Genomic DNA, 25,833 nt, shown 5'->3' with positions numbered 1-25,833 from the left:
GACCGCCCCTGATGACCATCCACGCGTCGCCCCAGCTGAACAACCTCATGTTCGTGCTCATCGGCGAGAAGTTCCTCCAGGCCGACGAGGACATGGCCTACGCCAACGGCAAGCCGTACGAGCGGCTGGGCCGGCGCATGCGTGACCTCTCGGACCTGATCGAGCAGACCGCCGGTGGGGTCGGGCGCGCGCTGCCGCCGCAGGTCGGGAACAACTATGTGCGCGCGATGCACATGTTCCTCGACAGCGGCGGCGTCAACTACCTGAAGGACTTCGCCGACCAGCTCGACAGCATTGGACAGTCCCGCACCAAGTCCTCCATGGACATCATGGAGTCGAAGTGGCAGATCATCGCCGAACTGGTACGGCTGCTCATCGAGTTGCTGGTCATCGCGGTGCTGTCCGCGTTCACCGGGGGTTCCGCCTCCAGCCAGGCCGCGGTGGCGAAGGCCCGCAGCCGGGTCGCCATTCTGACGCTGCTCGAATGGCTGATGAAGAAGACGCACCTGATGCCCAGCCTCACCGAGGCGATCGAGGAGGCGTTCACCACCTTCGCGGTACGGCTGGCCATGATGCTCGGCGCGCCCAAGGGCCGCCGTCCCAATGGCTTCGACTGGTCGCAGATCCTCCAGGACGGCGCGTTCGGCGCCTTCGCCGGTCTGTTCCACGGTCTGCTCACCGACCTCGGCAAGGGTCTGAAGAACAACCTCAAGAACATCTTCGGCAGCCACAACCCGTTCAAGGACATCACGGGCAACGGGAAGAAGTTCAACCAGAAGTTCGACAACCCCGACGTCAACACCAAGCCGAACCCGAAGCCGAACCCGACCCCCACGCCGACCCCGAAGACCACACCCACCCCGACCCCGCACATCACGCCCACGCCGACCCCGACGCCCACGCCGAAGCCGAAGACCTTCGGCGACAAGGTGAAGCACGAACTCGGCGAGGACGCCGAGCACTTCCTCACCGAGGGCGGCGCCGAGACTCTCGCCGAACTCGCCATGGCGTCCGCCTTCGGCTTCCCCGTCGACTCCCTCGACACCTTCCTCGGCAGTGGCCTCAGCTCGATGAGCGAACGCCACCTGGGCCAGGGCGCGGGCGCGTTGGGCAACAAGTTCAACTTCAACACCCCGGTGCCGGTGAACACCCTGGGCACGGCGAACCTCCCGAACGAGTCCACCACCGACTCCGACACGGACACCGGCCCCTCGAAGACCGGCTCGTCGACGAACTCGTCCACCGCAGACCACGACTCGACGACCACCTCGGGCCCGGGCCCCAACAACACGACCTCGAACAGCGGCAGTTCCTCGACGGCCAGCGCCCCGCAACGCACCTCCACGAGCACCCCGCCGCCCCGCTCCACCGACCTCGACACCCACTTCGACGAGGTGAAGGTCGACGGGGGAGACCTGCAGAGCGACATTCCGCACACCACCGGCTCCGGAACTCCGGCGCCCGCACGGACAGTTCAGCAGGGCGACACCGACACCTCGGACACGGCGACGCCGGAGCCTTCGTCGGACGTTCCGGTCGTGAGTGGACCCGGCACCGGCGTCGTTGCGCCGAGCACGAGCACGAGCACTACAGGGAACGGCTCGCCCTCCAACTCCAGCGGCAGCCCGCACACGACGAACTCGGGCCAGGGCACGGAGGATCCCGCGCGGGGGACCGGTCAGCAGGGCGACACGGACAGCTCGGACGCCTCAACTCCGGTGTCTTCGCCGGATGTTCCGGTTGCTCCAGTCGCGAATGGGCCCAGCACGAGTGTCATGCCGCCGAGCACCAGTACCAGTACGAACACGACCGGGTCCGGTGTGCCCACCCAGAGTGGTACCAACTCGGGTAGCCCGGCGGCCGGTTCCGGCACGTCCTCGAACTCCGGTGGGAGTCCGCGTACTACGACGACGGGGCGCCCGGAGAACACGACGTCCGACGACAATACCGTCACCCCGGACACCACGCACGGCACCGACGTCTCCCCGAGTTCCGATTCCGGCGTCGACAGCACCACCGGCACGGACACGACCACCAGCACCGATCCCACCCCCCTTCCGAGTAACACCCACACCGGTACCGACCTCCCCACGCCCGTCACCACCACCAGCAACAGCGCGCCCTCGACGGCCAGTTCGAACCCGGACAGCGATCCCTCCAGCGCGTCGGCGCCGGCGCCCGTGCACACCTCCTCGGACGTCTCGGCCGATCCGGTGCCGGACAACACGCTCACCCCAACCCCAACCCCAACCCCAACCCCCACTCCCACCCCGGAACCCGTTGTCCTCACCCCCTCCGTCACGCCCAACGCCACCCCGGTGCCCGGCAGTTACGCGGACGCGCGGGCCGGGGCGGCGCCCTCGGAGCGGAGTCATACCTGGGTGGACCCGGTGTCCCGGCCGGTCGGGGCGGACGGCACGCGGACGCAGTACGTCGTGCGGGCCGGTTTCGCCGTGCGGCGTTTCGAGCACGGCGGTGAGCCGGTCACCGATCTCACCGTCACCTACCGGCTCACCGGCAACCCGGGCCTGGGCCCGCAGGTCGACGGCGTCCAGCAGCGGCTGGCGGACGGTGTGCAGCGGGTGTTCAACGCCCCGGGGCACCGGCTGGGGGACGGGAGCCTGCTGCGCGTCACCGTCGTGCCGGCCGCTCCCGGTGAGAGCGCGCACCTCGACGTCACGCTCACCGACCCGGCGGACGGGACCCCGGCCACGCACCACTCCTGGCCGGCCGACATCTCCGACTCCGACCTGGCCCACGAGATCGGCCACCAGCTCGGCCTGCGCGACGAGAGCGGCTTCGACTCGGCCGCCCCGCACCGCGGCGGCACAGCCAGCCTCATGGGCGACCCGACACTGTTCGCGCCCGTGGCGTCGGACCCGGCGTACACATCGGGTGGGCTGAGGCCCCGTCACCTCGCCCTGATCGGCACCCTGGTCGGCGACCCCGCCGACGACCCCCGGGGCACCGGTTCGCGGGGACCGGTCAAGGGCGCGCTCGGCGCGGACCCGCCCGCCCCGGTCAAGCCCACCGCGGACACGACACCGACCCCGGTGGCCACCACGTCCACGCTCCCGACGTACACCGGTCCCGCGGGGACGGATCTCACCGACGGCGACGGCGACGGCGACACCGATACCGAATCCGATACCGAGACGGAGAGCGAAACCGCCCCCGTTCTCCCGCCGCTCCCGGAGGTCACCCTCACCACCCCCGAGGGCGACACCACCACGCCGACCGAGCTGGTGCCCGGCGGTGGGCGCCGTACCTCCTACCTCGGTGGGTACGGGCAGCGGCACGACGGCCAGGTGGGGCTCGTCGTGATGGAGCCGTTCTCGCCGGACCTGGTGGACGGGCTGCACCGCCAGGTGCTCACCGCGCTCGGCAGGCCGGACCCGGATCCGGACGACCCCGTGCACGCGCAACTGCGGGACGTGCTCTCGGAGCGGCAACTCACGCAGAACATGCCGTATCTGCGCAGCCTCGGCGGTCACCGGATCGTTCTCGACGTGGACGGCGTCGACCGGCACGTGGACGTACGGCTGACGCTCGGCGACCGGCGGCCGTCGGTGCGGCAGGGCGCGCTCGACACCAGCGATCCCGACAAGCATGTGGAGCGGCGCGGGCAGGGCACCCGGGAGATCGTCTCCGCCCAGCCGTCCGGCACGTTCTCGACGCTGCCGGTGCCGTGGAGCCTGTCGGTGCCGATCGGAGAGGCGGGTCCGGTCCGCGGGGTGGACATCGCGCTCGGCGGGACCTTCACGCACAACCAGGCGGACGGCTCAGCCACCGTCACCCAGGTCGTGCAGACCACCAGCGCCCAGCGCAGCAACGAGCCCTCCCGCGCCTACGACTTCACCGACAACTGGCAGGTGCGCGTGGACGCGCCGCCCCCGGTCACGGACGCAACCGACGGCCCTGATACGGCAGTTGTCGTCGCGAACCCCGATCCCGCGCGCGACTGGAGTCCGGCCGAGCAGCACGGCACGGTCACCGTCTGGTTCCCGCAGCACCTCGTGGACGCAGACCGGGATCACGGCCAGGCGCTGCCCGCGCCCGCCGAACTGCGACAACTGCCCGTCTACGGCGTGGACTCGGTGCTGAACCCGCGAAGGTTGTACGAGGGCGCGGCGGAGAATTTCCGGGACGACCTGGACGAGACCTCGGCGGCCCAGCTCGCGGATTTCCTGAGCGAACCGATTCTGCGGGGCACGCTGCCGATGCAGGCCGAGGGCGGGCTGTACTCGCCGGTGCTCACCGACGCGCACGGACGCGCGGTCGGCATGATGCGGCTGGACACGCGGGTCACCCGGAACACCCCGGTGGCCAAGAGCATCGACAAGAAGATCAACCTCGAGAGCCATGTCGTCAACGTGGTCAAGAACGACCAGAACACGACGTTCAACAGCGGGCTGAACCTCAGCGGCACGGTCGGCCCCACGCTGACGGCCGACCACCGCGCGGGGCACCCGAACGCGTCCGGCGTCCTCGGCGGCACCGTCAACGGCAAGGGCACCCTCTCCCTCGCCGCGCAGAACATGTTCGGCACCAGCAACTCCGCGGGCACCATGCACGCGGTGCGCACCAACCGCAGCCATCTGCTGACCGAGGCCGACGTCGAGTACACCCTCACGCTGATCCGGCCCGACGGCACCATGTCGACCTACGCGCCCGGGAGTTGGACGCACGCGCTCGACCTGCGGGTGCTCAGCGCCGACGACGCCACCGGCCACGCGCCGGCCGAGGACGAGGTCCGCGCGCTGCCGCACGAGCTGGCCACGCTGGAGTCGATCGGGCAGTCCACCGCGCCGCTCGGCGTGGACGGTACGGAGACGCTGTTCGCGGACGCGGAGACCTGGCTGCGGGACAACGGCTTCCTGCCACCGGCACCGCCGCCGGAGGGCACCGCACCGCGGCGGAGCCGGCTGCCCGACGAGAAGCTCGTGCAGGCCCAGTTGAACAACCTGCGGCGGCTGCGCGAGCTGGGCTCCCCGCTCGGACTGCGCGCCGCGACGGACTCCATGGTGGACGGCGGCCACTCGCTGTTCCTGGAGATCCCCTCGATCACGGGGCGCCGCCGGGTACGGCTGGAGCTGGGCGCCCAGCACATCGCGGGCGACGCGCCGCAGCACCGCCGAGTGCTGCCCGACATCCAGGTCATGGGCCTGGCGCAGGGCGGGGGCGGCGCTACCGCGCGCCTCGGCAACACCTACGGCGGGGGCCTCGGCGCGGGCGCCGGGATCACCGGGCCCACCCCGAACGGGGGCACCTGGACCCTGACCGGCACCGGCGACTACCAGTACGTCGGCCAGGCGTCGCTCGGCAACACCACCGGCACCACGCTCGGCCACGACCAGTTCTTCATCGCCAGCGGGCAGGACACCCACGAGTTCGCGATACCGGCCCGCATCACGCTCGACCTGTACGAGGGCCCGGGCCAGGAGCCGGTGGTCCGGTTCGGTGACGCGATGCCCGGGCCGCGCCCCGAGGGCGACGTGGAGGCCGGCGGGGTGCCGGGCGTCACCGGTACGGTCCGGCTGGCCGTACCGCACGCGCGGACCGTGGACGCCGCGCAGCCCGCGCCGACCGATGCGCCGTACACCGTACGGCCGGTCCAGGCGCAGGACACCGAGCGGCTGGCCATGACGACCACGGGCGACGACGGGGTCTCGCGCCCGCACCCGGACGTGGTCCGGATCCCGGACGACGCGCTGATCGATGTGGTACGGGGTTCGGCGGCGCTCCAGGACGCGTTCCGGCAGATCGTCACCGGTGCCGGCACGAATCAGGACGGGCAGGGCGACCAGGCCCAGCAGCCCGGGCGCGTCTCCCGGCTGGCCGGTGATGTCAGGGACTTCCTGAGCAGCTCGCTGTTCGGCAGTTCGTTCGGCGACACCACCACGGTGAGCGCCGAGACCCGGACCACCGCGCTCTCGCCCGGCGCGCTGGTCGGCCGGGGGCACCAGATCTTCGGCGGCACCTATGTGGTGGAGGGGTTGACGCTGCCCGGGCTCGGTGTCGACGGCCAGCTCGCGATCGAGATCGAGGCCGTCGCCCACACGCCCCGGCTGACGCAGAGCGTCAACCAGTACCTGGAGACCGGCATCTCCGCGGCCGACACGGCGCAGCAGTCCAAGGGCCTCAGCAAGACACACCAGTTCGGCCTGGGCGGCTCGGCGACCCAGAACAACCCGCCGGCTCCCGCCCCCGTGAACGGGCAGCCCGCCGCCCCGGCCCCCACGCCGTCCCGCTTCAACCCGTCCGGCCGCTACCAGTACGACCGCAAGACCGACCGGCCCGACACCCTCACCAGCACCACCGCCACCAACCGGACCCCCACCCAGTCGGGCCTCCAGCACCGGGTCACGGCCGACGTCACCTACGTGATCACCGTACGGTCCGGACACCGCAACGTGCTCGCCAACACCTTCGGAGTCGGGCCCGCAGAGACCGTCAGACTCGCCGTGGACGTGCCGCGCGGGCTCCAGTTCCTGATGACGGAGAGTCAACTCCGGCGCGACGCACGGTGGATGGGCGCCATCACCCCCCAGCCGCCCGCCCCCTCGACGACCGGGCGGACGAGCCCGTCACTGCCCGAACGCTACGTCCGCGACGCCACCCTCGGCCTGGCCACGGTCAACTCGGTCACCGAGCTCTCCGACCCGGGAACCGGCCCGACACCGACCCCGCAGTCCGAGCAGCGCGCCCGATTCCAGCACGACGTAAGGGAGTTGGTGGACCGGTACGCCCCCGGCGCCACCACCCCCGGCCACGCCTCCTACCTGCCGGGCGTCGCCGCGCTGATCGCCGAGAACACCGGTGTCGCCGGGAAGCGGGCGCTGATCGGGCGCGGCGGCGGACAGGCCGCCTACAGTTTCCGGCACCACCGGTTCGGCGGTTCGGCGCTCGTCGAGGTGACCTTCTCGGCGCGACCCATCAGCACCCGCGTACAGCGCGAGGCGGTGCGGGGTACGGCGGTGCCGGGCGACAAGTCCGGTATAGAGCAATGGGGTTCGCACACGGCGGACGGCCGCTCGCTGTCCTCCTCGGTCGGCCGCCGGCACCGCTTCACCTTCAATCCGATCGCCCGTTTCACCCGCCCCCACACCGACGACCGCACGGACCGGACGGGCCCCTCCGCGAACCTGGTCACCACCTCCAGCAAGGTCGCCAAGCAGGGGCGCACCGCCGAGGACCGGTACTGGCTGCGCACCGACAACGCCGCCGACTTCGACGACCTGGACTACGAGCTGGTCGCCACGGTCCGCTCCACGCTGGTCGTCGACTGGCCGCCCAACGTCCTGGGCGCGCTGGTGCAGCGCGGGGTCATCGCCTGGGACGATGCCGACGGGCCCACCCTTGCCTGGCTGCGCCGCCCCTTCACCGGCGAGTTCGGCGGCCGGGTCCGGGTACCGGCCCGGGTGAGCCTGCGCTTCACCGGCAGCGAGACCACCGAGCGCACCCTGCCCGACCCCGAACCGCCCGCGCTCCACCTCGTCGACCCGCGTCAACTGACCGACGACCCGTGGGCGTTGCGTGAGACGGACCTGTTCCAGCCGACCGGCCCGGTCCCGGTCTACGGCTTCGACGGCTGGAGTCAGCTGTACACCGCCCTCGACCAGGTGGCCCCGGCCACCGGCAGCGGCTGGCGCTCCGTGCCGGCCTCGACCTCCGACGAGAACGCGTCGATCCGGCTCGGCGAACTCGTCCAGGCCGGCACCTTCTCGCTGGACACCCCCCGTCAGGTCGGCGGCCTGCTGCCGACGATGCCGGGCGCCTACCCGCTCCACGACGCGCCGGACCAACGGCCCACGCTCACCGTCTCGTTGTACCGCCCGAGAGCGGTCACCGACGGCGGCGACGTCACCATCGACCGGCTGCGGATCACCTCGGAGAACAGCAGCACGGTCTCCGGTGGCGACACCGCCGGAGGGCTGTCCCTGCCTTCCGTCTTCAGCGCCGACGACCCCGACCGCAACCTCGTCGGCCTGACCCCGCCGGTGCTCCAACGCCCCGTCGACGCAAGTGACTTCGGCAGCACGGTCTCCGGCGCGCGCCGCGACTGGCTCAAGACCGGCAGCACCAGCCTGCCCGCCGACGGCGGCCGCGGCACCCGCAGCTACGAGGTCCGCGCCGACGTGCACATCGAGGTCTCAGGGCCCGACGGCGTACGCCATGTCACCGGTACGGCCACGATCCGCGTCGAGGAGCGCGACGCCCTCGGCCACGGCATCACCGACCCCCGCCCGCTGCCGCGCGTCTACGACCTCCCCGCCCTGCTCACCGCGGGCACCGACACCGCGCCGGAGGACTGGGCGACGACCCCCCTGCGGGACGTACAGCCCTCCCTCGCCGACGGTGTCGACACCTCGGACGACGGCTACCAGCTCTGGGTCGCCACCGGCCCCGACCCCGACGGCTCCCGCCTGGCCCTGTCCCTCTACGGTGCCTCCCGCGTCGCCCGCGGCCACGGCCGCCCGGTGGAACTGGTCACCCGGGGCCCCGAGGGGCTGCGCATCTGGTCCCTCGACCCGGACGGGGCGCTCACGAGGGCGCCGGGTACGGGGACGGCTACGGACGGTGCGGCGCCGGGCACGGGTGTCGTGGCCCTGGACCAGGCCTGGCGGGACTTCGAGAACGCCGCCGCCGCGTTCGACCTGGCGGAGGAGCAGCACGCGGCGGCGCTGCTCGATGAGGGCCGGCAACGGGGGCTGCGGCCCGACGCGCAGGACGCCCTGAACGAGGCGGCCACCGCGCTCACCGACGCGGCCGACGACGTCCACCGCACCGACACGGCCGCGACCGCCGCCGAGCAGCAGGCCGACCTCGCCGAACAGCGCCTCCAGGATCTCGTCGACCGCGAGACGCAGCTGGTCGGCAGGATATCCACGGCCCGTGCCACGATCGGCCCGCTCCAGGACGCCGTCGCGGCGGGGGAGCGCGAGGAGATCCGCCTCAGCGCCCAACTCACCAGCGTACGAACGGATTTGACGGTCCTCAACGCCCTCGCCGCCACGCAGCCGTCGGCGTCGGAGGCTTCCGGCACATCCGATACGGCTACGACACCCGCCCCCACGCCCGCCGTTGACCCTGATACCACGCAGCGGATCGACCGACTCACCGAGCAGGTCGGCACGTTGGAGAGCGATCTCCGCGGGGTACGGGCCGCGCTCGGGCAGGACCGAAGTGTGCTGCGGGAGACCGAGACCCGGCTGGCGCGCGACGAGGAGGCGCTGCGAGAGGTGCGGACGCGGCTTCCAGGGGCGCGGGTCACGGCCACCACGGCGCACACGGATGCCGACACGGCGCGTAGGCGCGCGGACGACGCGGCCCGGGTCCACGAGGACACCCGCGAGACCCACGAGCAGGCGGAGCAGACGCTCCACGAGATCGACACGCGGATCGACAACGCCCTGCGCGACCGCGACGCCGCCGCGCTCGGCCGGGCCAACGCGCAGACGGCCCTGACCCTGGCGGCCGGCCCGGTGCTCGCCGACGGCCCCTCGGCACTGCCCACCTCACGGTCGACCCTGGCGTCCGTAGCCCCGCGCTGGCCGGGCTCCGGGCGCCCCCGTGCGGCGGGGCCCTCGACCGGCAACACCCCTACCGCCGGCGACCACGGCACCACCATCATCACCGGGAACGAGAGCCCCGGGGACCACGACCCCGTGGACCCGAACACCGACCTGACGACGACGGTCGTCGACCCGACGGTCACCGTCGCCGATCCGACGACGGTTGTTTCAGACCCGACGGTTGTTTCAGGCCCGACGGTCGCTTCGGACCCGACGACCACTGTTGTCGATCCGACGGTCACCCCCGATCCGACGACCACCGTCGTCGACCCGCCCCCGGACACCTCGCCGACCGGCGACGGCGACAGCACCACGACCGATGACGAGTCGGACACCGCCACTCTCACGCCGGCCGAGGCCAAGGCCAAGAGCGAGGCCAAGGGCAAGGCGCCCGCGCAGGACGGCACCGACTCCACCAGTCACACAGACCCCACCAGCCACACCGACCCCGCGTCCCCCCAGCCCAACCACATCCCGTCCCTCCCCCCTTCCTTCCAGGTCCGCCCGGCCCGAGGCACCGCGATCGACACCCGGGGTGACGGCCGTTGCATGCTCTACACCTTCATCGGCACCGACCCGGAACACATCCGCGACTCGCTCCCCGGACTGCGCGACGAGGCCCCGGACACGTACACCTGGCTCAGCCGGCCGAGTCAAGTCCGCGCCGGACTGACCGAGTTCACCCACTGGGTGCCGGGCACCTCCCCGATGCCCCGGGCCGGCCACCACCTGAGGGTCGCGGCGGACCGGCTGCGCAACCTCGCCGACGCCCGACTGTTCGAAGCCCGCGGCGACCGCCCCCTGCCGCACGAGGTGGTGGGCCAGGTACGGCAGACACTCGTGCGGTGGTTCGCGGGCCAGACGGAGCACATGACCCGGCCCCAACTCCTCGCCGCCCTCCACGAGTACGGCATCGAAGGGGTGACGGAGCCGGAGCAGCTGGGCGATCTGAACGCGCGCTACACCCAGGCGCTGACCCTGGACAACGCAGCCGGTCCGGCGGAGCCCAGCGTCCGGGACATGTTCGCGTATCTGCGCGACACCGGCCGACTGCCCACACCGGACGACCTCTCCGACGCACAGCTCCGCACGCTGCTCCGGCACGGCTACACGGTGAGCCCCGTACAGTTCACCGACGCCGAACTGGCCCACGCGGTCAACGCCGTCGGGAACTGGTCCCAGGCATACGAGAGCAACCAGGGCGAGTTGTTCCTCCCGCTGCTCGCGGACACCCTGGGCCTGGCCGTGGAGGTACTGCGGCCGGGCGGTACGCCCACCACCAACACCGTCACCCTCATCGGACCGGCCACCGCGACCAGGGTCGTCGAGGTCCACTACACGGGCCTGAACCACTACAGCGCCACCGACGCCGGCCACCTCGTCGTCGATCCGACGGCCATCACTCCGTCGAGCGCGCCGCGTGGTCCGCAGGACGCCAACAGCCTGCTGCCGGACGGCCGTTACCGCCCCGCACCGACCCGCAGCGCCGCCGACGACCGGCCCGCGTCGCATGTCGCCGATCCCGCGCCCAAGGAATCCTGGTTCGGTCTGCGTCCGCATGCCCGTCCCGCCGTGCACTCGACCGAGCGGTTCGATCCGCACGCGGACCAGTCCAGCCCGCCGCGTCCCGGTGTCCTCAGCGGTGCGACGACTCTGGTCCGTACACGGATTCGCCGTATCCAGGCGCCCAACGGGACGTGGGTCCGCGACCACACGCTCAACCTTCCGGTATCCGCTACGGCCCCGGAGCTCACCGCCCAACTCCAGTCACGCCTTACGCGCTTGCTGGACACACACCTCAACTCGGGCTTGGAGCTGCCCGGTTCACGAGACCAACTCCACGTCACCGTGAACCTGATCGACGACCCGACCCACCCCGAGGCGATCACCCTCACCGACACCACCGCCCCGGCCCGTGCCGACCAGCTCCACCTGGACCTGGGCCACTCGGACGCGGATCTCCTCCACGAGGCTCTGCACTACCTGGGCCTGCCGGACGAGCAGCGCGACAACGACTTCCTGTTGCGCAACCACCCCAACAGCACCGCGGTCCGCACCACCGGTCTCATGGCCGACACCGCGAATGGACCGGTCCACATCCCCCGGCGCTACCTGGAGACCATCGAGAACGTCACCGCCGCCGGACCCCAACTCCACGACCACGCAAGCCAGTTGACGAACGGCCCGATCGAGGACCCCGACTCCACCCCCATCCCCACCGATACGACCCTCACCTGGCCCGTCTCCCAGGCTCCGACCGCTCCGCCACCCCCGCGCACCCAACTCCCTTCCACCTACGTCAATTCCTACGGTGCGGTCCCGGACGGCGCGGTCGGGCTCGTCTACGCGGAGCCGTTCTCGGACGAGGTGGTCGAGGGTCTGCACGGTCAGGTCCTTGAGGCGCTCGGGCTGGACGCGGACGACCCGCCGGAGTCGGTGCGCGAGCAGGTGCGGGACGCCCTGAGCCGGGAGAGCCTCGCGCTTCAACTGCCGTATCTGCGCTCGAACGGCGGTTACCGGATCACGGTCCGCGTCGGCGGGAACGATCGCACCGTCGACGTACAGCTGACGCTTTCCGAGGCCCGGACGTCGTTGCGGCAGGGGCGATTCGACACGCGTGACCCGGACAAGCATGTCGAGCGGCGTGGGTTCGGTACGCGGGAGAACTTCTCCAGCCAGCCGTCGGGGACGTACCGGACCTTCCAGGTGCCGTGGACCGGTTCGTGGCCGATCACGGCGCCGACCGCCGTGCGGGCCATCGATGGTTCGCTGACGGCGGCCATCACGCACAACCAGGCCAGCGACGCCACCACCGTCACGCAGGCCGTGCAGACGACGTCGGCCCAGCGGTCCAACGAGCCTTCCGATCCGGTGGAGTTCACCACCAACTGGCGAGTGCGCGTCGACGGCCCGGCGATCACCGCGGCGACCACGGCGGCTCCCGCCGCCGATGGTTGGAGCGGTCCAGAGTCGCACGGTCCGACGACGATCTGGTTCCCCCGGCATCTCACGACCGCTGATCCGGCGGTGGGTTCGCTGCCCGTGCCGGCTGATGTGGCGGATCTTCCGCTGTACGGCGTCGATTCGGTGATCGACCCGAGGGCTCTGTACGAGCATGTCCACCAGTCCTTCCAGGCGGATCTCGACGAGACCGCCGCCGGGCAGGTCTCGGACTTTCTCTCCGAGCAGGTGCTGCGCGGGACGCTGCCCATGCAGGTGGACGGTGGGATCTACTCGCCCGTGATCACGGATGTTGGCGGCAACGCGGTGGGCATGCTGCATCTGGTCACCGTGCCGGGGACCAGTACCCCGTTGCGGCAGAGCACCCCGGGTCAGATCAACCTGGAGAGCCACCTGGTCAACACGGCGAAGGTCGACCTCTCGTCGAAGTACACCAGCGGCATCGGCGTCAGCGGCAGCGGCGCCGCCGCCCTCACCGGGGATCACAGCGAGGGTCACCCGGACGCGTCCAGCGTCATCGGCGGCAGTCTCGGTCTGCGTGGGCAGACGCAGGCGACCGTCACCAACACCTACAGCGCGGGCAGTTCGGCCGGCACGATGCACGCCATCCGCACCAACCGGGGCCATCTCCTCACCCCCTCCGGCGTGACCTACCGGGTCACGCTGATCCGGCCGGACGGCACCGAGTCGGCGGCCCCGGTGTTGACTCAGGCGCACGGCATGGACCTACGTGTCCTGAGCAAGGCGGACGCCACGGGGCATGCGCCGACCGCCGCCGAGACGCGTGAACTCCCGGACGCGCTGGAGCGGTTGGACGGCATCGGGCTGAGCACCGCCCCGCTCGACGTCACCGGCACGGACGGTCTGTTCGACGAGGCCGAGGCCTGGCTGCGCCGCGAGGGCTTTCTCCCGCCCGACCCCACGGCCACGCGTCCCACCGGGATCGGCGCCCGCCTGAAGCAGGCCGTACGGGACCATGAGCCCGAGCACCAGATCCGGCTGCACGCCCAGCTCAACAACCTGCGCCGGCTGCGCGAGGCCCGGTCCCGTACCGGGTTGCGTGCCGCCACGGACGCGATGGTCGACGGCGGGCACGCCCTGCACTTCGAGGTGCCCAACAGCACCGACACCGATGTCCGCAGGGTCAGGCTGCTCCTCACCGCCACGCGCGACACCGGCCAGGCCAGCAGCCACAACCTGGTCCTGCCGGGCATCCAGGTCATGGGCCTCGCGCAGATGGCGGGCAGCGACGCCGAGCAGCGCGGCGAGTCCTACGGCGGTGCCCTCGGGCCGATGGGCAGTGTCAGCGGGCCGACGGGGACCTGGGGGTCGATCGGCTTCGGGGCCGACTATCAGTACGGCCGGCAGATCACGCACGGCGACACCGTGGGCGGTGCCACCGGGCACGACCAGTTCTTCATCGCCACCGGGCAGGACAGCCACGAGTTCGAGGTGCCGGTGCACCTGGCGCTGGACCTGTACGCGGACGACGGCGACCGGCCCACCGAGCGGTTCGGGGAGAACATCAACCGGGCGGCGGCCCCTGCCCCGGCACCGGCTCCGGCCTCGACTTCGGCCCCGGTCGTGACCCCGGCCGCCCCGGTGCCTCCTGCCACCGGCACGCCTCCCGTCACCGGTACGGCTCCTGCCGCCCCCGTCACCGGTACGGCCCCTGCCGCCCCCGCACCCCCCGTTGTCCACCCCCCGACGGTCTCCGGTTCGCTGCGCCTCGCCGTGCCGCACGGCCGTACCCGGGCGCCCTCGGCCACCCCCACCCTGCCCACCGCACCGGCCGACGGGGCGCCGCGCCCCACCAACCCGGTGGACATGGCCCGGCTCGACGGCACCGACGCGAACGGCGTCCCGCGCCCGGAGCTGGTGCGGGTGCCGGACGACGCGCTGATCGACACCGTGCGCGGTGCCGCCGCCATCGAGTCGGTCTTCCAGCGGGCCGCCGCCGAAATCCGCCGCCAGGTACAACCGGCGCCCACCGCCACCACGGACACCGGTACCGGCCCGATCCTCCCGGTCACCGCCCCGGCGACGACCGGCACGGCCCCTATGACAACCACCGGCACGGGCCCTACGACAGCCACCGGTACGGCCCCGGCCCCCGCGCCCGCCCGCCCCGCGCGCGACGGCATCTCCCCGCTCGCCGGGCACGGGTTGCGGGACAGCACGACACGCGCCGCCGAGACCCGGCACGCCGCGATCACCCCGGGCAGCCTCGTCGCCCATGGCCACGAACTGTTCAAGAATTCCTACGTGGTTGAGGGCCTCAGCCTGCCGGGGACGCTCGCCGACGGCCAGTACTCGCTGGAGATCCAGGCCGTCGCACACACGCCCCGCCTGCTGGACACCACCCGGCAGTACCTGGAGACCGGCGTCTCCGCCACCGACAGCGCGCAGCAGCTCAAGTCCCTGGGAAAGTCGCACCAGTTCGGCGGCAGCGGGGTGCTGACCCAGAACCCGCCGTCGCGGCCCGCGGGCCCCACGAACGCGGCCGGGCAGGGCAACACCGGCCCGGAGTCGGACGGTTCGGTCTCCACCAGCCAGACCGCGGGCAAGTCGTACAAGGGCCTCTTCAACCCCTCGGCACGGCTCGGCCATGTCTCCCGTACGGACACCGCCGACACGCTCGCCGCCAGTACGGGCGTCAACCGCACGCCCACCGAGAGCGGCGACCTGCACCGGGTGGTCGCGGACGTCACCTACATCGTCACCGTCCGGGCCGGTTCCCGCACGCTCCTCAACGGCGTCGGCGAGCCCGGCACGGTAGCCCCCGTCACCTTCGCGGTGGACGTCCCGAACGGCCTCCAGTTCCTCATGACCCAGGGCCAACTCGCCCGCGACGCACGGTGGATGGGCTCGGTCCAGGGCCTCGCCCCCGCGCCCGCCCCGGCGCTGACGGCGCCCCTCCCGGCGCCGTACACCCGTAATCGCGAACTGGGCCTCGGCGGAGTCCTCTCCGTCGTCGAGTACGACCGCCCCACCGCGGCCCCCGTCCCGACGACCGGGCCGGCCGCCGGCCAGGTCCCGCTGGGGCCGGTCAACCCGCGGGAGCGGCGCGGGCAGATCAGGCGTGAGCTGCTCGCGCTGGTGGAGGCGGAGGCGCCGGGCGCGGTCACTCCGGGGCACCCCGGTTACCAGCAGGGTGTGCACGGCCGGGTGGCCCAGCTGAGCTCGCCCGCCGGGCTGCGCTCGCTGCCCGGGCGCGGCCCGGACGGCACCCCGCGCCGGGCCACCACCCGCTTCCACTTCCGTCACCACGGCTTCGGCGGCGAACGGCTGGTCGAGGTCACGGTCACGGCCGTGCCCCGGCGGACCCAGAACCTGGCCGCCGTCCTGGGTTCCTCGACCCCGGGCTCCGGCCTCGAACAGTGGCAGTCGCACACCGCCGCCGGCCGCACCACCACCCGCGCCTCGGTCCGCCAGACACAGCTCCCGGTCACCCTGACGACCCGTTACCTCCGCCCGAACCAGGGCCCGGACCCGAGCAAGACCGACCGTGCGGCGCCGGTGTTCACTCCGCAGTCGGCCACCAGTGTCTCCACTCGCCGGGCGACCACCGCCGACAACCGCTTCTGGCTGCGCACCGACAACGGCGCCGACTTCGACGGTCTGGAGTACGACTACGAGCTGTCCGTCCGCTCCGCGCTGGTCGCCGACTGGCCGCCGAACGTCATCGGCGGCCTGATCCAGAACGGTGTCATCGCCTGGGCCGACGCGGGCGGCGACGTACGCCGCTGGACACAGGCCCTGCTGGAGCGGGGCAACCCGCGCACCAGCACCGTCCGGACCCGGCTGACCCTGCGCTTCACCGGCACCGAGACCACCCCGCCCGGCGGCCCGGCACGCGTGAGCCCCCCGTCCGCCGTCTCCGACACCGACCCGCGCAACAGGGTGCGGCCGGCCGCCCTCCCGGCGCCCGGCCCGTATCTCATGTCCGCGCAGATGTTCCACCCGGTGGGACCGACCCCGGCCTTCCACTTCGACGGCTGGGCGCATCTGGGGACGGCCCTCAACGACGTGGCCCCGCGCGGCGGACGCGGCTGGCACGCGCAGATCACCTCCGTCTCGGTGGAGGGACAGGCGGTCCGGCTCGGCCAGTTGATCCAGGCCGGGCAAGTCGCCCTGGACCGACCCCGGTTGGCCGCCGACCTCACCCGCAAGATGCCCGGCACCGCACCCTTCGAAGGAGCGCCCGACCAGCCCCCGACGATCGCGGTCACGCTCTACAACCCGCGCCGCTCGACCCAGGCCGACGACGTCACCCTCGACCAACTCCACAACACCACCGACACGGTGAGCACGGCCGCCGGCGCCGACCACTCCCTCGCCACCTCGTACACGCAGCTCCTCAGCGGCGACGACGACAACCACGAAATCGCCGGGATCAGCGTGCCGCTCGCCCAGCGGCAGACCCAGCCCTCCACCTTCGGCGGCACCACCACCGGCTCCCGCCGCGACTGGCTGAAGTCCGGCAGCACCGCCGCGCCCGCCAACGGGGCGCGCGGGACGCGGAGTTACGTCGTCGACGCCGATGCCCATCTGCTGGTGAAGGGGCCGGAGGGCACCCGTCACGTCACCGGCACGGTCACCCTTCGCGTCGAGGAACGCGACCTCCTCGGGCACGGTCTGCTCACCTCGGCCGAGTTGCCGCCGAACCTCCACGACCTGCCCGCGCTGGTCCCCGACTGGGCCACCGCCGAGATGCACACCCTGCCCGAACGCCTGCACTCGGCGATCCCGGCCGGCAGCGACGGCGTCCAGCTCTGGGTGGCCCTCGGTGACGATCCGCAGGCCGAACGTCTCGGTCAGGCCCTGTACGCCGCCTCGCGAGTCGCCCTGCTCGGCAACCGTCCGCTGGAGCTGATGACCCGGGACCAACAGGGCATCCGCCGCTGGGAGTTCACCCCCGACGGTGCCCTGATCACCGACGACCCGGACCTCACCGCCGCGTGGACGGCCTTCAACGTCCAGGCCGACATCCTGCACACCGCCGCCGAGACCCTCGCCGACACCCCGCAGCTCCTGACCCGCCTCACCGTCGCCCTCCAGCAGGCAAACCGGGCGCACACCACGGCCGTAGAAGAGCACCAGGAGGCGCAGCGAGCGGTCGCGGACGCGATCGTCGTCCACCGGCGGGCGACGGAGAAGGCCGCCGCGTCGGAGAAGGCCGCGCGCGCGGCCGAGGCGTTGGTCACGCGGATGAGGCGAGAGTACGCCGACGCCCAACGCACCGTCGCCACCCTGCCGTCGGCGATCCAGCAGCATGTGCGGGACGAGGCCGAGGGACGCCACGATCTCCAGACGGCCCTGGCCGCGCTGACCCAGGCCGAGCACACCGTACGGACGGAGCGCGCCGCCGCCCAACAGGCCGCGCAGGGTGGGCAGTCGAGCGCCACCCCTACGCCCACCCCCACTCCCGGCGCGCCGCGTTCCCACGCCCCCGCGGCCGATGTCGCCGACGACCCCCGCGTGCAGGCCACGATCCCCGCGATCACCGCCGCCGACCGTGCGATTCAGCAGGCCGCCGCTCAACTCGTTGCCGAGCGGGCCGAGTTGGCCAAGGCGCAGCACATCGTCAAGGTCGGCCCGGCGCGGATCGCCGAGGAGCAGGAGAACCACGAGGAGGCCGTGGAGAAGGCGGAGCAGGACGCGGCGGACGTGGTGCGTCAGGCCGACAACCTGCGGGACGCCAGGCAGGAGGAGGTCGACGCCCAGGACGAGGTGACCGAGGCCGAGAAGGAGGTCGCGCGGCGCAACGGGCAGGTCGTCGCGGCCGTCACCGCGCAGTTGCAGGCCGCCGCCGACCAGACGGCGGCGACCGACGAACTGGCGGACCTGGCCGTCGACATCCAGGACAGTGCCCCGAGCCCCGAACAGTCACCGCGCACGACCTTCGCCACGACCCCGCCGCGCTGGCCCACCCCCGACGGCCGCACCGCCCCCCTCCCGGCCGCCAGCCAGACCCATACGCCCGCGCCCGCCGCCACCACGGCCACGACCGGCACCACGGGTACGACCCCAGGCACGTCCGCGTCCACGCCGACCCCGGCCGCTGCGAAGCAACAGGCGAAGAAGCAGGCGAAGAAGAGCGGACCGGCCAAGTCCGGTACCAGCGGCGGCCAGACCGACAAGTCCGGTAAGACCAGCAAGGCGGGCAAGGCGGGCAAGGCGGGCAAGACCGAGAAGGTCGACAAGGCCGACAAGAACAAGAAGCCGACGCCCGGCAAGCAGACGAGCACGAGCGCCGGCCTCGACAAGGCGAAGAGCCTCGACAAGGCCAAGGGTTCCGAGAAGGCCAAGGGCCCCGAAATGGGCAAGGGGCCCGACAAGGGCAAGGGCAAAGCCAAGGCGGCCCCGCTCGACCAGTCACCCCCGCCCCCCGGCACCACCACCCCGGCCGCCAACCCGCTCTCCCCGTACGTCACCCCCACCGGCCACGCCGTCCAGACCCCCGGCGACGGCAACTGCCTTCTCTACGCCGTCATCGGCAGCGCACCGGACCTGGTCCGCACCCACCTGCGGCAGGCGAACCCGGCCCTCGACGCGGGCACCGACAACTGGCTCGCCCGGCCCAACGCCGTACGGCAGACCCTCACGGCGATGGCGCAGCACGCGGGGACCGCCGACCAGAACTCCGGTCATCTCCGGGCCGCGCGACGCGGACTCCAGAACCTCGTGCTGACCCGGCTCGCGGCGGCCCGCGACGGCAGCCGACCGCTCCCGCCCCAGGTGCTCGGCCAACTCCGCGGTGTCCTCGGCAACTTGTTCGCGACCGAGGTGGGCAACCGCCCCGACACCTGGGTCGACAGCCAACTGACCCACTACGGCATCCAGGGCCTGACCCAGGCCGAGGACATGGACCCGGTCGACCTCCAGACCCGCTATCTGCAAGCCCTCTCGGCGCCGGGCGCACCCCCCGCACCGGCCGGCGGCGCACCGAGCAACCGGCGGATGTTCGCGTATCTCCGTGCAGTGAACGGGTTGCCGGCGCTCGCCGCCATGACCCCGGCCGAGCGCCGGTCGCTGCTGCTGGCCGGCTACCACCGGAGCACCGCCCCCCTCACCCCGGGCGAGGCGGGGGTCCTCGACACCGTGGTGGGCAACTGGGCGGACCAGTGGGCGAACCCGGTCGGCGACACCCTGCTGCCGCTGCTCGCCGACACCCTCGGCACCCCGATCCACGTCTTCCAGCCGGTGCCCGACGCGCTCACCGGCGCCACCGCGACCAGCGGCCCCCGGGGCATCCTGCTGCGCTACGGCCCGACCACCAACGCGCCCGCCCTGGAGGTCCACTACACGGGCCTGAACCACTACAGCGCCAGCGACGCGAGCGCCGGTACGACTCCGGCGGCCATCACCCCGTCGAACGCGCCCCGGGGTCCCGAGGACGCCAACAGCCTTCTGCCGGACGGCCGTTACCGTCCCGCGCCCGTCCGTGACGCGGACGACGACAGCCCTGCCTCGCATGTCCTCGACCCTGCGTCCAAGGTCTCCTGGTTCGGGCTGCGCGCGCATGCCCGTCCCGCCGTGCACTCGACCGAGCGGTTCGATCCGCACGCGGACCAGTCCAGCCCGCCCCGTCCGGGCGTCCTCAGCGGTGCCACAACCCTTGTCCGTACGAGCATCCGTCGTATCCAGGCGCCCAACGGCACCTGGGTCCGCGACTACACGCTCAACCTCCCGGTCACCACCACGGACCCGGAGCTCACCCAGCAGTTCAAGGACCGGATCACCGGCCTGCTGGACACACACCTCAACACCGGTCTGAAGCTGCCCACTTCAGGCGACCAGCTCCACATCACGCTCAACCTGATCAGCGCCCCTGATCACCCCGAGGCGATCACCCTCACCGACACCGCCGACCCGGCCCGAGCCGACCAACTCCACCTGGACCTGGGCCACTCGGACGCGGACCTTCTCCACGAGGCCCTGCACTACCTGGGCCTGCCGGACGAACAGCGCGACAACGACTTCCTGTTGCGCAACCACCCCAACAGCACAGCGGTTCGGACCGCTGGCCTCATGGCCGACACCGCTATTGGACCGGTCCACATCCCGAGCCGTTACCTCCGCACCATCGAGAACGTCACGGCGTCTGGCCCGCAACTCCACGACCACACCGGCCAGTTGACGAACGGCCCGATCGAGGACCCCGACTCCGCCCCCATCCCCACCGACACCGCCCCCACCTGGCCCGCCAGCGGCACTCCCAGCCACAGGATCCTCGCCGACGCTCTGCTCACCGTCCACGGCCTGAACGGCCCCCGGCACGTGACCGGCACGGTCCGGTTGCGCCCCCTGGAGCGCGACCTCCTCGGCCACGGCGTCACCGCCCCGCGCACCGACCCGGGCGTCTACGACGGCGCGTCCCTGACCCGCGCGGCGGCCGATGCGCAGGCTCAGGAGGGCCGCGCGGCCGATGCCCCGGACCGGGACGACCCCGCGCCCGACGTCCTGCGCGACTGGCGCACGGTGCCGCTCCGGGACCTTCCGACCCTGCTGGCCGGCGGCATCGAGGCGGCGCAGGCTCTTTCGCCTGACACCACCCTCATGCTCCGACTCTGGCTGGCCACGGACGGCGGCCCGTCCCAGACGGCCCGTGCCCTGTACGCCGCTTCCGGTACGGCCGCGCTGCTACGGCGGCCTGTCGAACTCGCGCTGAGGGACGGGGAGGGCGTGCGCTTCCGGCGGTTCGACATGAACGGCGATTTGGAGGGGACGCCGGGCGCGGAGGAGCACGACGAGTTGGACCGCACGGACAGGGACGCGCTCGCCGCGGTCACCGACGCGCTCGCCGAGCAGGCCCGGCAGGCGGACCGGCAGCGCCACGCGGAACGGGACCTCGGCGGTGTCGTGGCCGTCCTGGAGGCACAGCGGGCGGCGGCCCGCATGCCCCGGCCGACGGAGGAACCGGCGAACGAACCGCGGAACGAACCGGAGGTCGAGCCCGAGGCGGAGCCTGAAGCAGCGCGCCAGGAACCGGAGTTCAGGCCGGACGGAGCCGGGATTGGGCCCGAGACCGGGACCGAGATCGGGGCCGAGATCGGGACCGACGAGGAACCCGAAGAGGGCCGTCGTCGTGTCGCCGTGTCCCGGGAGCAGGGCCCCGAGACGTTCGCCCGCTCACTGGCCCAGTTGCTCGCAGCCCCCGCCCCCGGCACCACAGCATCCGATACCGCCGCCCCCACCTGGCCCCGCGCCCGCGACCCGCACGCCGCCCTCCTCACCTGGGCCCAAGCCGACGTAGCGGCTCACGGCGCACCCGACGACGCGGCACTCCCGGCCCCGGGCACTTCGGTGCCGACCGAGGCGCTGGCGGAAATCGGCGCCCTCACCCCGGAGTTGAGCATCCAGTCGATCCTCCAGAACGGCACGGTCACCGTGGCCGACGCCGGACTGGACGACCCCGCGCGCCTCGCCCTGGTGCTGGCCCGCCCCGACGACACCCTCGGCTACACGTCCACCCTGGCGGCCCTGGTCGCACGGAACACCGGCCGGCCGGTCCAGGTGCTCGGCCCAGACGGCCGCACCGACCGGTTCGGCCCGGCCGACGGCACCCCGCTGACCCTGTACTTCGACGGCAACCGGTTCTCGGTCACCCCGCCCGCCCCGGGCGACGACTGACCGGTCGTCCCCCCACCATTTTCCTGGAAGGAACATCATGTCCGGCAAGAACAACCCGCAGCACCAGGCGGCGACGGGCGGGACGGAGCCCGCCCCGGCCCCGGACACCACCACGGGCGGCACCCCCGAGACCGCGACGGCACTCCCGCCGACGAGCGGCGAGACGACGGCCGCCGCCGTTTCGGCGACCGCGGCACAGGCGGAGGCGGCACTCACGGCACCGGCTCAACTCCCGTCCACCACTGGGGGAGTGACTCCGGAAGCCGCCGTCGGAACCGACGAAGCCGCACGCCCGGAAGCGGACCCCGACACGCACGCGGACCCCACCTCCGCATCCGCTTCCGACCCAGACCCCGGCCCTGAGGCCGCCACAGCCACGGCCACGGCCACCGGAGCCTCGTCGGAATCCGGAGCCGGGGCCGGATCCGGAACCGGCGAGGACGTTGCCGCCGCGGCTCCCGCCTTCGGCCGCCCCTCCAGGGGGCTCCTCGCCGGCGCCGCGATAGCCGGCGCGCTGCTGGTCGGCGTGCCGTTCCTGGTGTCCGGGATGCTCGGCAAGTCAGGTTCGGACGACAAGCCGTCGGAGCAAGTGGCCGACGCCGGAACCGTGTTGAACAGCGCGTCGGCGAACATCGGTGCCGGCGCCTACGGTTCGGCCAGCCCGGACCCCACCTCACCGAAGCCGACCGCCTCGAACACGGTGGGCGGCGGCAAGAACAACACGGTGAAGAAGGGCGGGGGAGCCGTGGCCGCCGGTGCCGGTTCCGGCTCCGGAGTGATCGCGGGCAGCTCCGCCGAGGCCCCCAAGAAGGCGTCCTCCGGCGGGAGTTCGAAGAAGTCCACGACCAAGGTCACGGCCACCAAGACGGTGACCACCGCGCCCGGCACCACCATCTACAGCCACGCCTCCAACAAGTGCATCGAGATGGTGGGCCACAAGGGTGCCGACGGTTCGCCGCTGCAGATCAACAGCTGCACCGGCAAGAACTGGCAGAAGTGGGACTTCCGTTCGGACGGCACGATTCGCTCGATGGGCCTGTGCATGGACGTCGCCTGGGGCTCGTCGGCGAACGGCGCGGTGATCCAGATCGCGGTGTGCAGCGGCAACCCGGCCCAGCAGTTCCGCCTCAACTCCAGCAACGACCTGGTCAATCCGCAGGCCAACAAGTGCGTGGACGTCAAGGACCAGGGAACCGCCAACGGCACCCGGCTCCAACTCTGGGACTGCAACGGCCAGGACAACCAGAAGTGGAGCACGCGCTGACCGCCGATGCCGCCGCACCCGTAAGGGCACGGCGGCACCCCCGGCCGAAGCCTCAGATGTCCCGGAAGATCTCGATCTGCGCCCCGATCGAGTTGAGCCGCTCCGCCAGGTCCTCGTAACCCCGGTTGATGACATACACGTTCCGCAGCACGGACGTGCCCTCCGCCGCCATCATCGCCAGCAGGACGACCACGGCCGGGCGCAGGGCCGGCGGGCACATCATCTCGGCGGCGCGCCAGCGGGTCGGGCCCTCGACCAACACGCGGTGCGGGTCGAGGAGTTGGAGGCGGCCGCCGAGGCGGTTGAGGTCGGTGAGGTAGATCGCGCGGTTGTCGTAGACCCAGTCGTGGATGAGGGTCTGGCCCTGCGCGACCGCCGCGATCGCCGCGAAGAACGGGACGTTGTCGATGTTCAGGCCGGGGAACGGCATCGGGTGGATCTTGTCGATCGGCGCCTCCAGCTTGGAGGGCCGGACCGTGAGGTCGACCAGGCGCGTACGGCCGTTGTCCGCGACGTACTCGGGGGTGCGGTCGTGGTCGAGGCCCATCTCCTCCAGGACCGCGAGCTCGATCTCCAGGAACTCGATCGGGACGCGTCGTACCGTCAGTTCCGACTCCGTCACCACGGCGGCGGCGAGCAGGCTCATCGCCTCGACCGGGTCCTCGGAGGGGGAGTAGTCGACGTCGACGTCGATGGTCGGCACGCCGTGCACGGTGAGGGTGGTGGTGCCGATGCCCTCGACCCGTACGCCGAGCGACTCCAGGAAGAAGCAGAGGTCCTGGACCATGTAGTTGGACGACGCGTTGCGGATGACCGTGGTGCCGTCGTGGCGGGCGGCGGCGAGCAGCGCGTTCTCGGTCACGGTGTCGCCGCGCTCGGTCAGCACGATCGGCCGGTCGAGGGTGACGGACCGGTCCACCTGGGCGTGGTAGAGGCCCTCGGTCGCCGCGATGTCGAGGCCGAAGCGGCGCAGCGCGATCATGTGCGGCTCGATGGTGCGCGTACCGAGGTCGCAACCGCCCGCGTACGGCAGCTTGAAGCTGTCCATGCGGTGCAGCAGCGGGCCGAGGAACATGATGATCGAGCGGGTGCGGCGGGCCGCCTCCGCGTCGATCGAGTCCATCTCCAGCTCGGCCGGCGGCACGATCTCCAGGTCGACGCCGTCGTTGATCCAGCGGGTGCGGACGCCGATCGAGCCGAGTACCTCCAGAAGGCGGTACACCTCCTCGATCCGCGCGACCCGGCGCAGCACTGTGCGCCCCTTGTTGAGGAGCGAGGCGCACAGCAGTGCCACGCACGCGTTCTTGCTGGTCTTCACGTCGATGGCACCGGAGAGCCGACGACCGCCGACGACCCGCAGATGCATCGGGCCGGCATAGCCCAGTGAGACGATTTCGCTGTCCAGCGCTTCACCGATTCGAGCGATCATCTCAAGGCTGATGTTCTGGTTGCCGCGCTCGATGCGGTTGACGGCGCTCTGACTGGTGCCGAGTGCCTCGGCAAGCTGCGTCTGTGTCCAGCCCCGGTGCTGGCGGGCGTCACGGATGAGCTTGCCGATACGTACGAGGTAGTCGTCTGCCATGGGGCCGAGGTTATCTCAGATATGAGATGGCGCCTCTTGGTGGGTCCATTCGGGTGACGCCCGGTCAGTCGTCCTTCTTCGTCCGTGTCTTGCGCCACCCGAAGGGTCCGGGCAAATCCATCGATGTCGTACGACGTCCAGACGTACTGCGCGTGTAGCGCGGACCGTGCTTGCCCCCCGTCGTGAACGACATGGAGCCCTTGTTGATGTTCAGCCGGAGCCAGGGAAGGATCCGGAAACTCTTGCGGAACGTGAGCGGCATTCCCGCCCCCTTTCGTCCCGCACCGGGTACCCCGAAGTCCCGTGAATATGGCGTCAGTTCAGCGGGGCGGGCGCCGGGGTGCCGTAGAAGGTGAACGACTGCCAGCCCCGGGCGGCGGCGAAGTCGTTGAGCAGCTCGGCGAGGTCCGTGGGCGTGATGTCGTTGGCCTCCGGCGGTGCCTCGGTCGCGGCGACGCTGAACTTGATCGTGAGCCGCGGATTCTCCGGGTTGTCGCCCAGGAGGGCCGTCCCCGCGAAGAGCGTTCCCTTGGGGAAGTCGGCCGGTGTGGTGTCCGCGGCGGCCTCCGCTGCCTGGGCCGGCTGCGCTGCCGCCGCGCCGCCGACCATCGCGCCGACGGCCGTCGTTCCGGATTGTGCGAGCAGAGACCGTCTCGAAATCCTGGACAAAGTACCCCCTCGTGCGGAGCCGTACGGGTATCTCCCGAGGCCCTCGCTGAATCGTACGCACGTTCGATTGAGGTGGGGAGGCGAACGGGATCGTCCGGTTGTGAGGGGGTGGGGGCGGCCGGGCATGACCAATCCGCCCCCGTGTA

The 25,833-nt window shown here is 72.0% G+C and carries 5 protein-coding genes; 2 read left to right on the top strand and 3 right to left on the bottom strand.

Annotation, left to right across the window (positions count from 1 at the left end):
* Nucleotides 1-11 precede the first annotated feature (11 nt).
* Together ACQHII_RS13085 and ACQHII_RS13080 are read left to right on the top strand one after the other, a co-directional pair.
* Nucleotides 12-22,172, top strand: a complete 22,161-nt coding sequence (locus tag ACQHII_RS13085; RefSeq protein WP_427919484.1) for a hypothetical protein — start codon at nt 12-14, stop codon at nt 22,170-22,172.
* Nucleotides 22,173-22,209: 37 nt separating this feature from the next.
* Entirely contained in the window at nt 22,210-23,436 is a 1,227-nt protein-coding gene (locus tag ACQHII_RS13080; RefSeq protein ID WP_427919483.1) for a ricin-type beta-trefoil lectin domain protein, read from the top strand.
* Between the two features lie 52 nt (nt 23,437-23,488).
* On the opposite strand, the gene ACQHII_RS13075 is transcribed toward ACQHII_RS13080, so the two are convergent.
* The 3 genes from ACQHII_RS13075 to ACQHII_RS13065 all read right to left on the bottom strand — a co-directional run bounded on the left by ACQHII_RS13075 (nt 23,489) and on the right by ACQHII_RS13065 (nt 25,687).
* Complete coding sequence (locus ACQHII_RS13075) at nt 23,489-25,018, bottom strand: helix-turn-helix domain-containing protein (protein ID WP_427919482.1); 1,530 nt, start codon at nt 25,016-25,018, stop codon at nt 23,489-23,491.
* 64 nt (nt 25,019-25,082) lie between these two features.
* Nucleotides 25,083-25,280, bottom strand: a complete 198-nt coding sequence (locus tag ACQHII_RS13070) for a DUF4236 domain-containing protein (protein WP_427919481.1) — start codon at nt 25,278-25,280, stop codon at nt 25,083-25,085.
* A gap of 53 nt (nt 25,281-25,333) precedes the next feature.
* Entirely contained in the window at nt 25,334-25,687 is a 354-nt protein-coding gene (locus ACQHII_RS13065) for a hypothetical protein (RefSeq protein ID WP_427919480.1), read from the bottom strand.
* Nucleotides 25,688-25,833: the final 146 nt, after the last annotated feature.

Source organism: Streptomyces sp. cg40, from assembly GCF_050320165.1.
In the GTDB taxonomy this organism is placed as follows: Bacteria; Actinomycetota; Actinomycetes; order Streptomycetales; family Streptomycetaceae; genus Streptomyces; species Streptomyces hokutonensis.
This window is presented reverse-complemented; position numbering and strand designations above follow the sequence as displayed.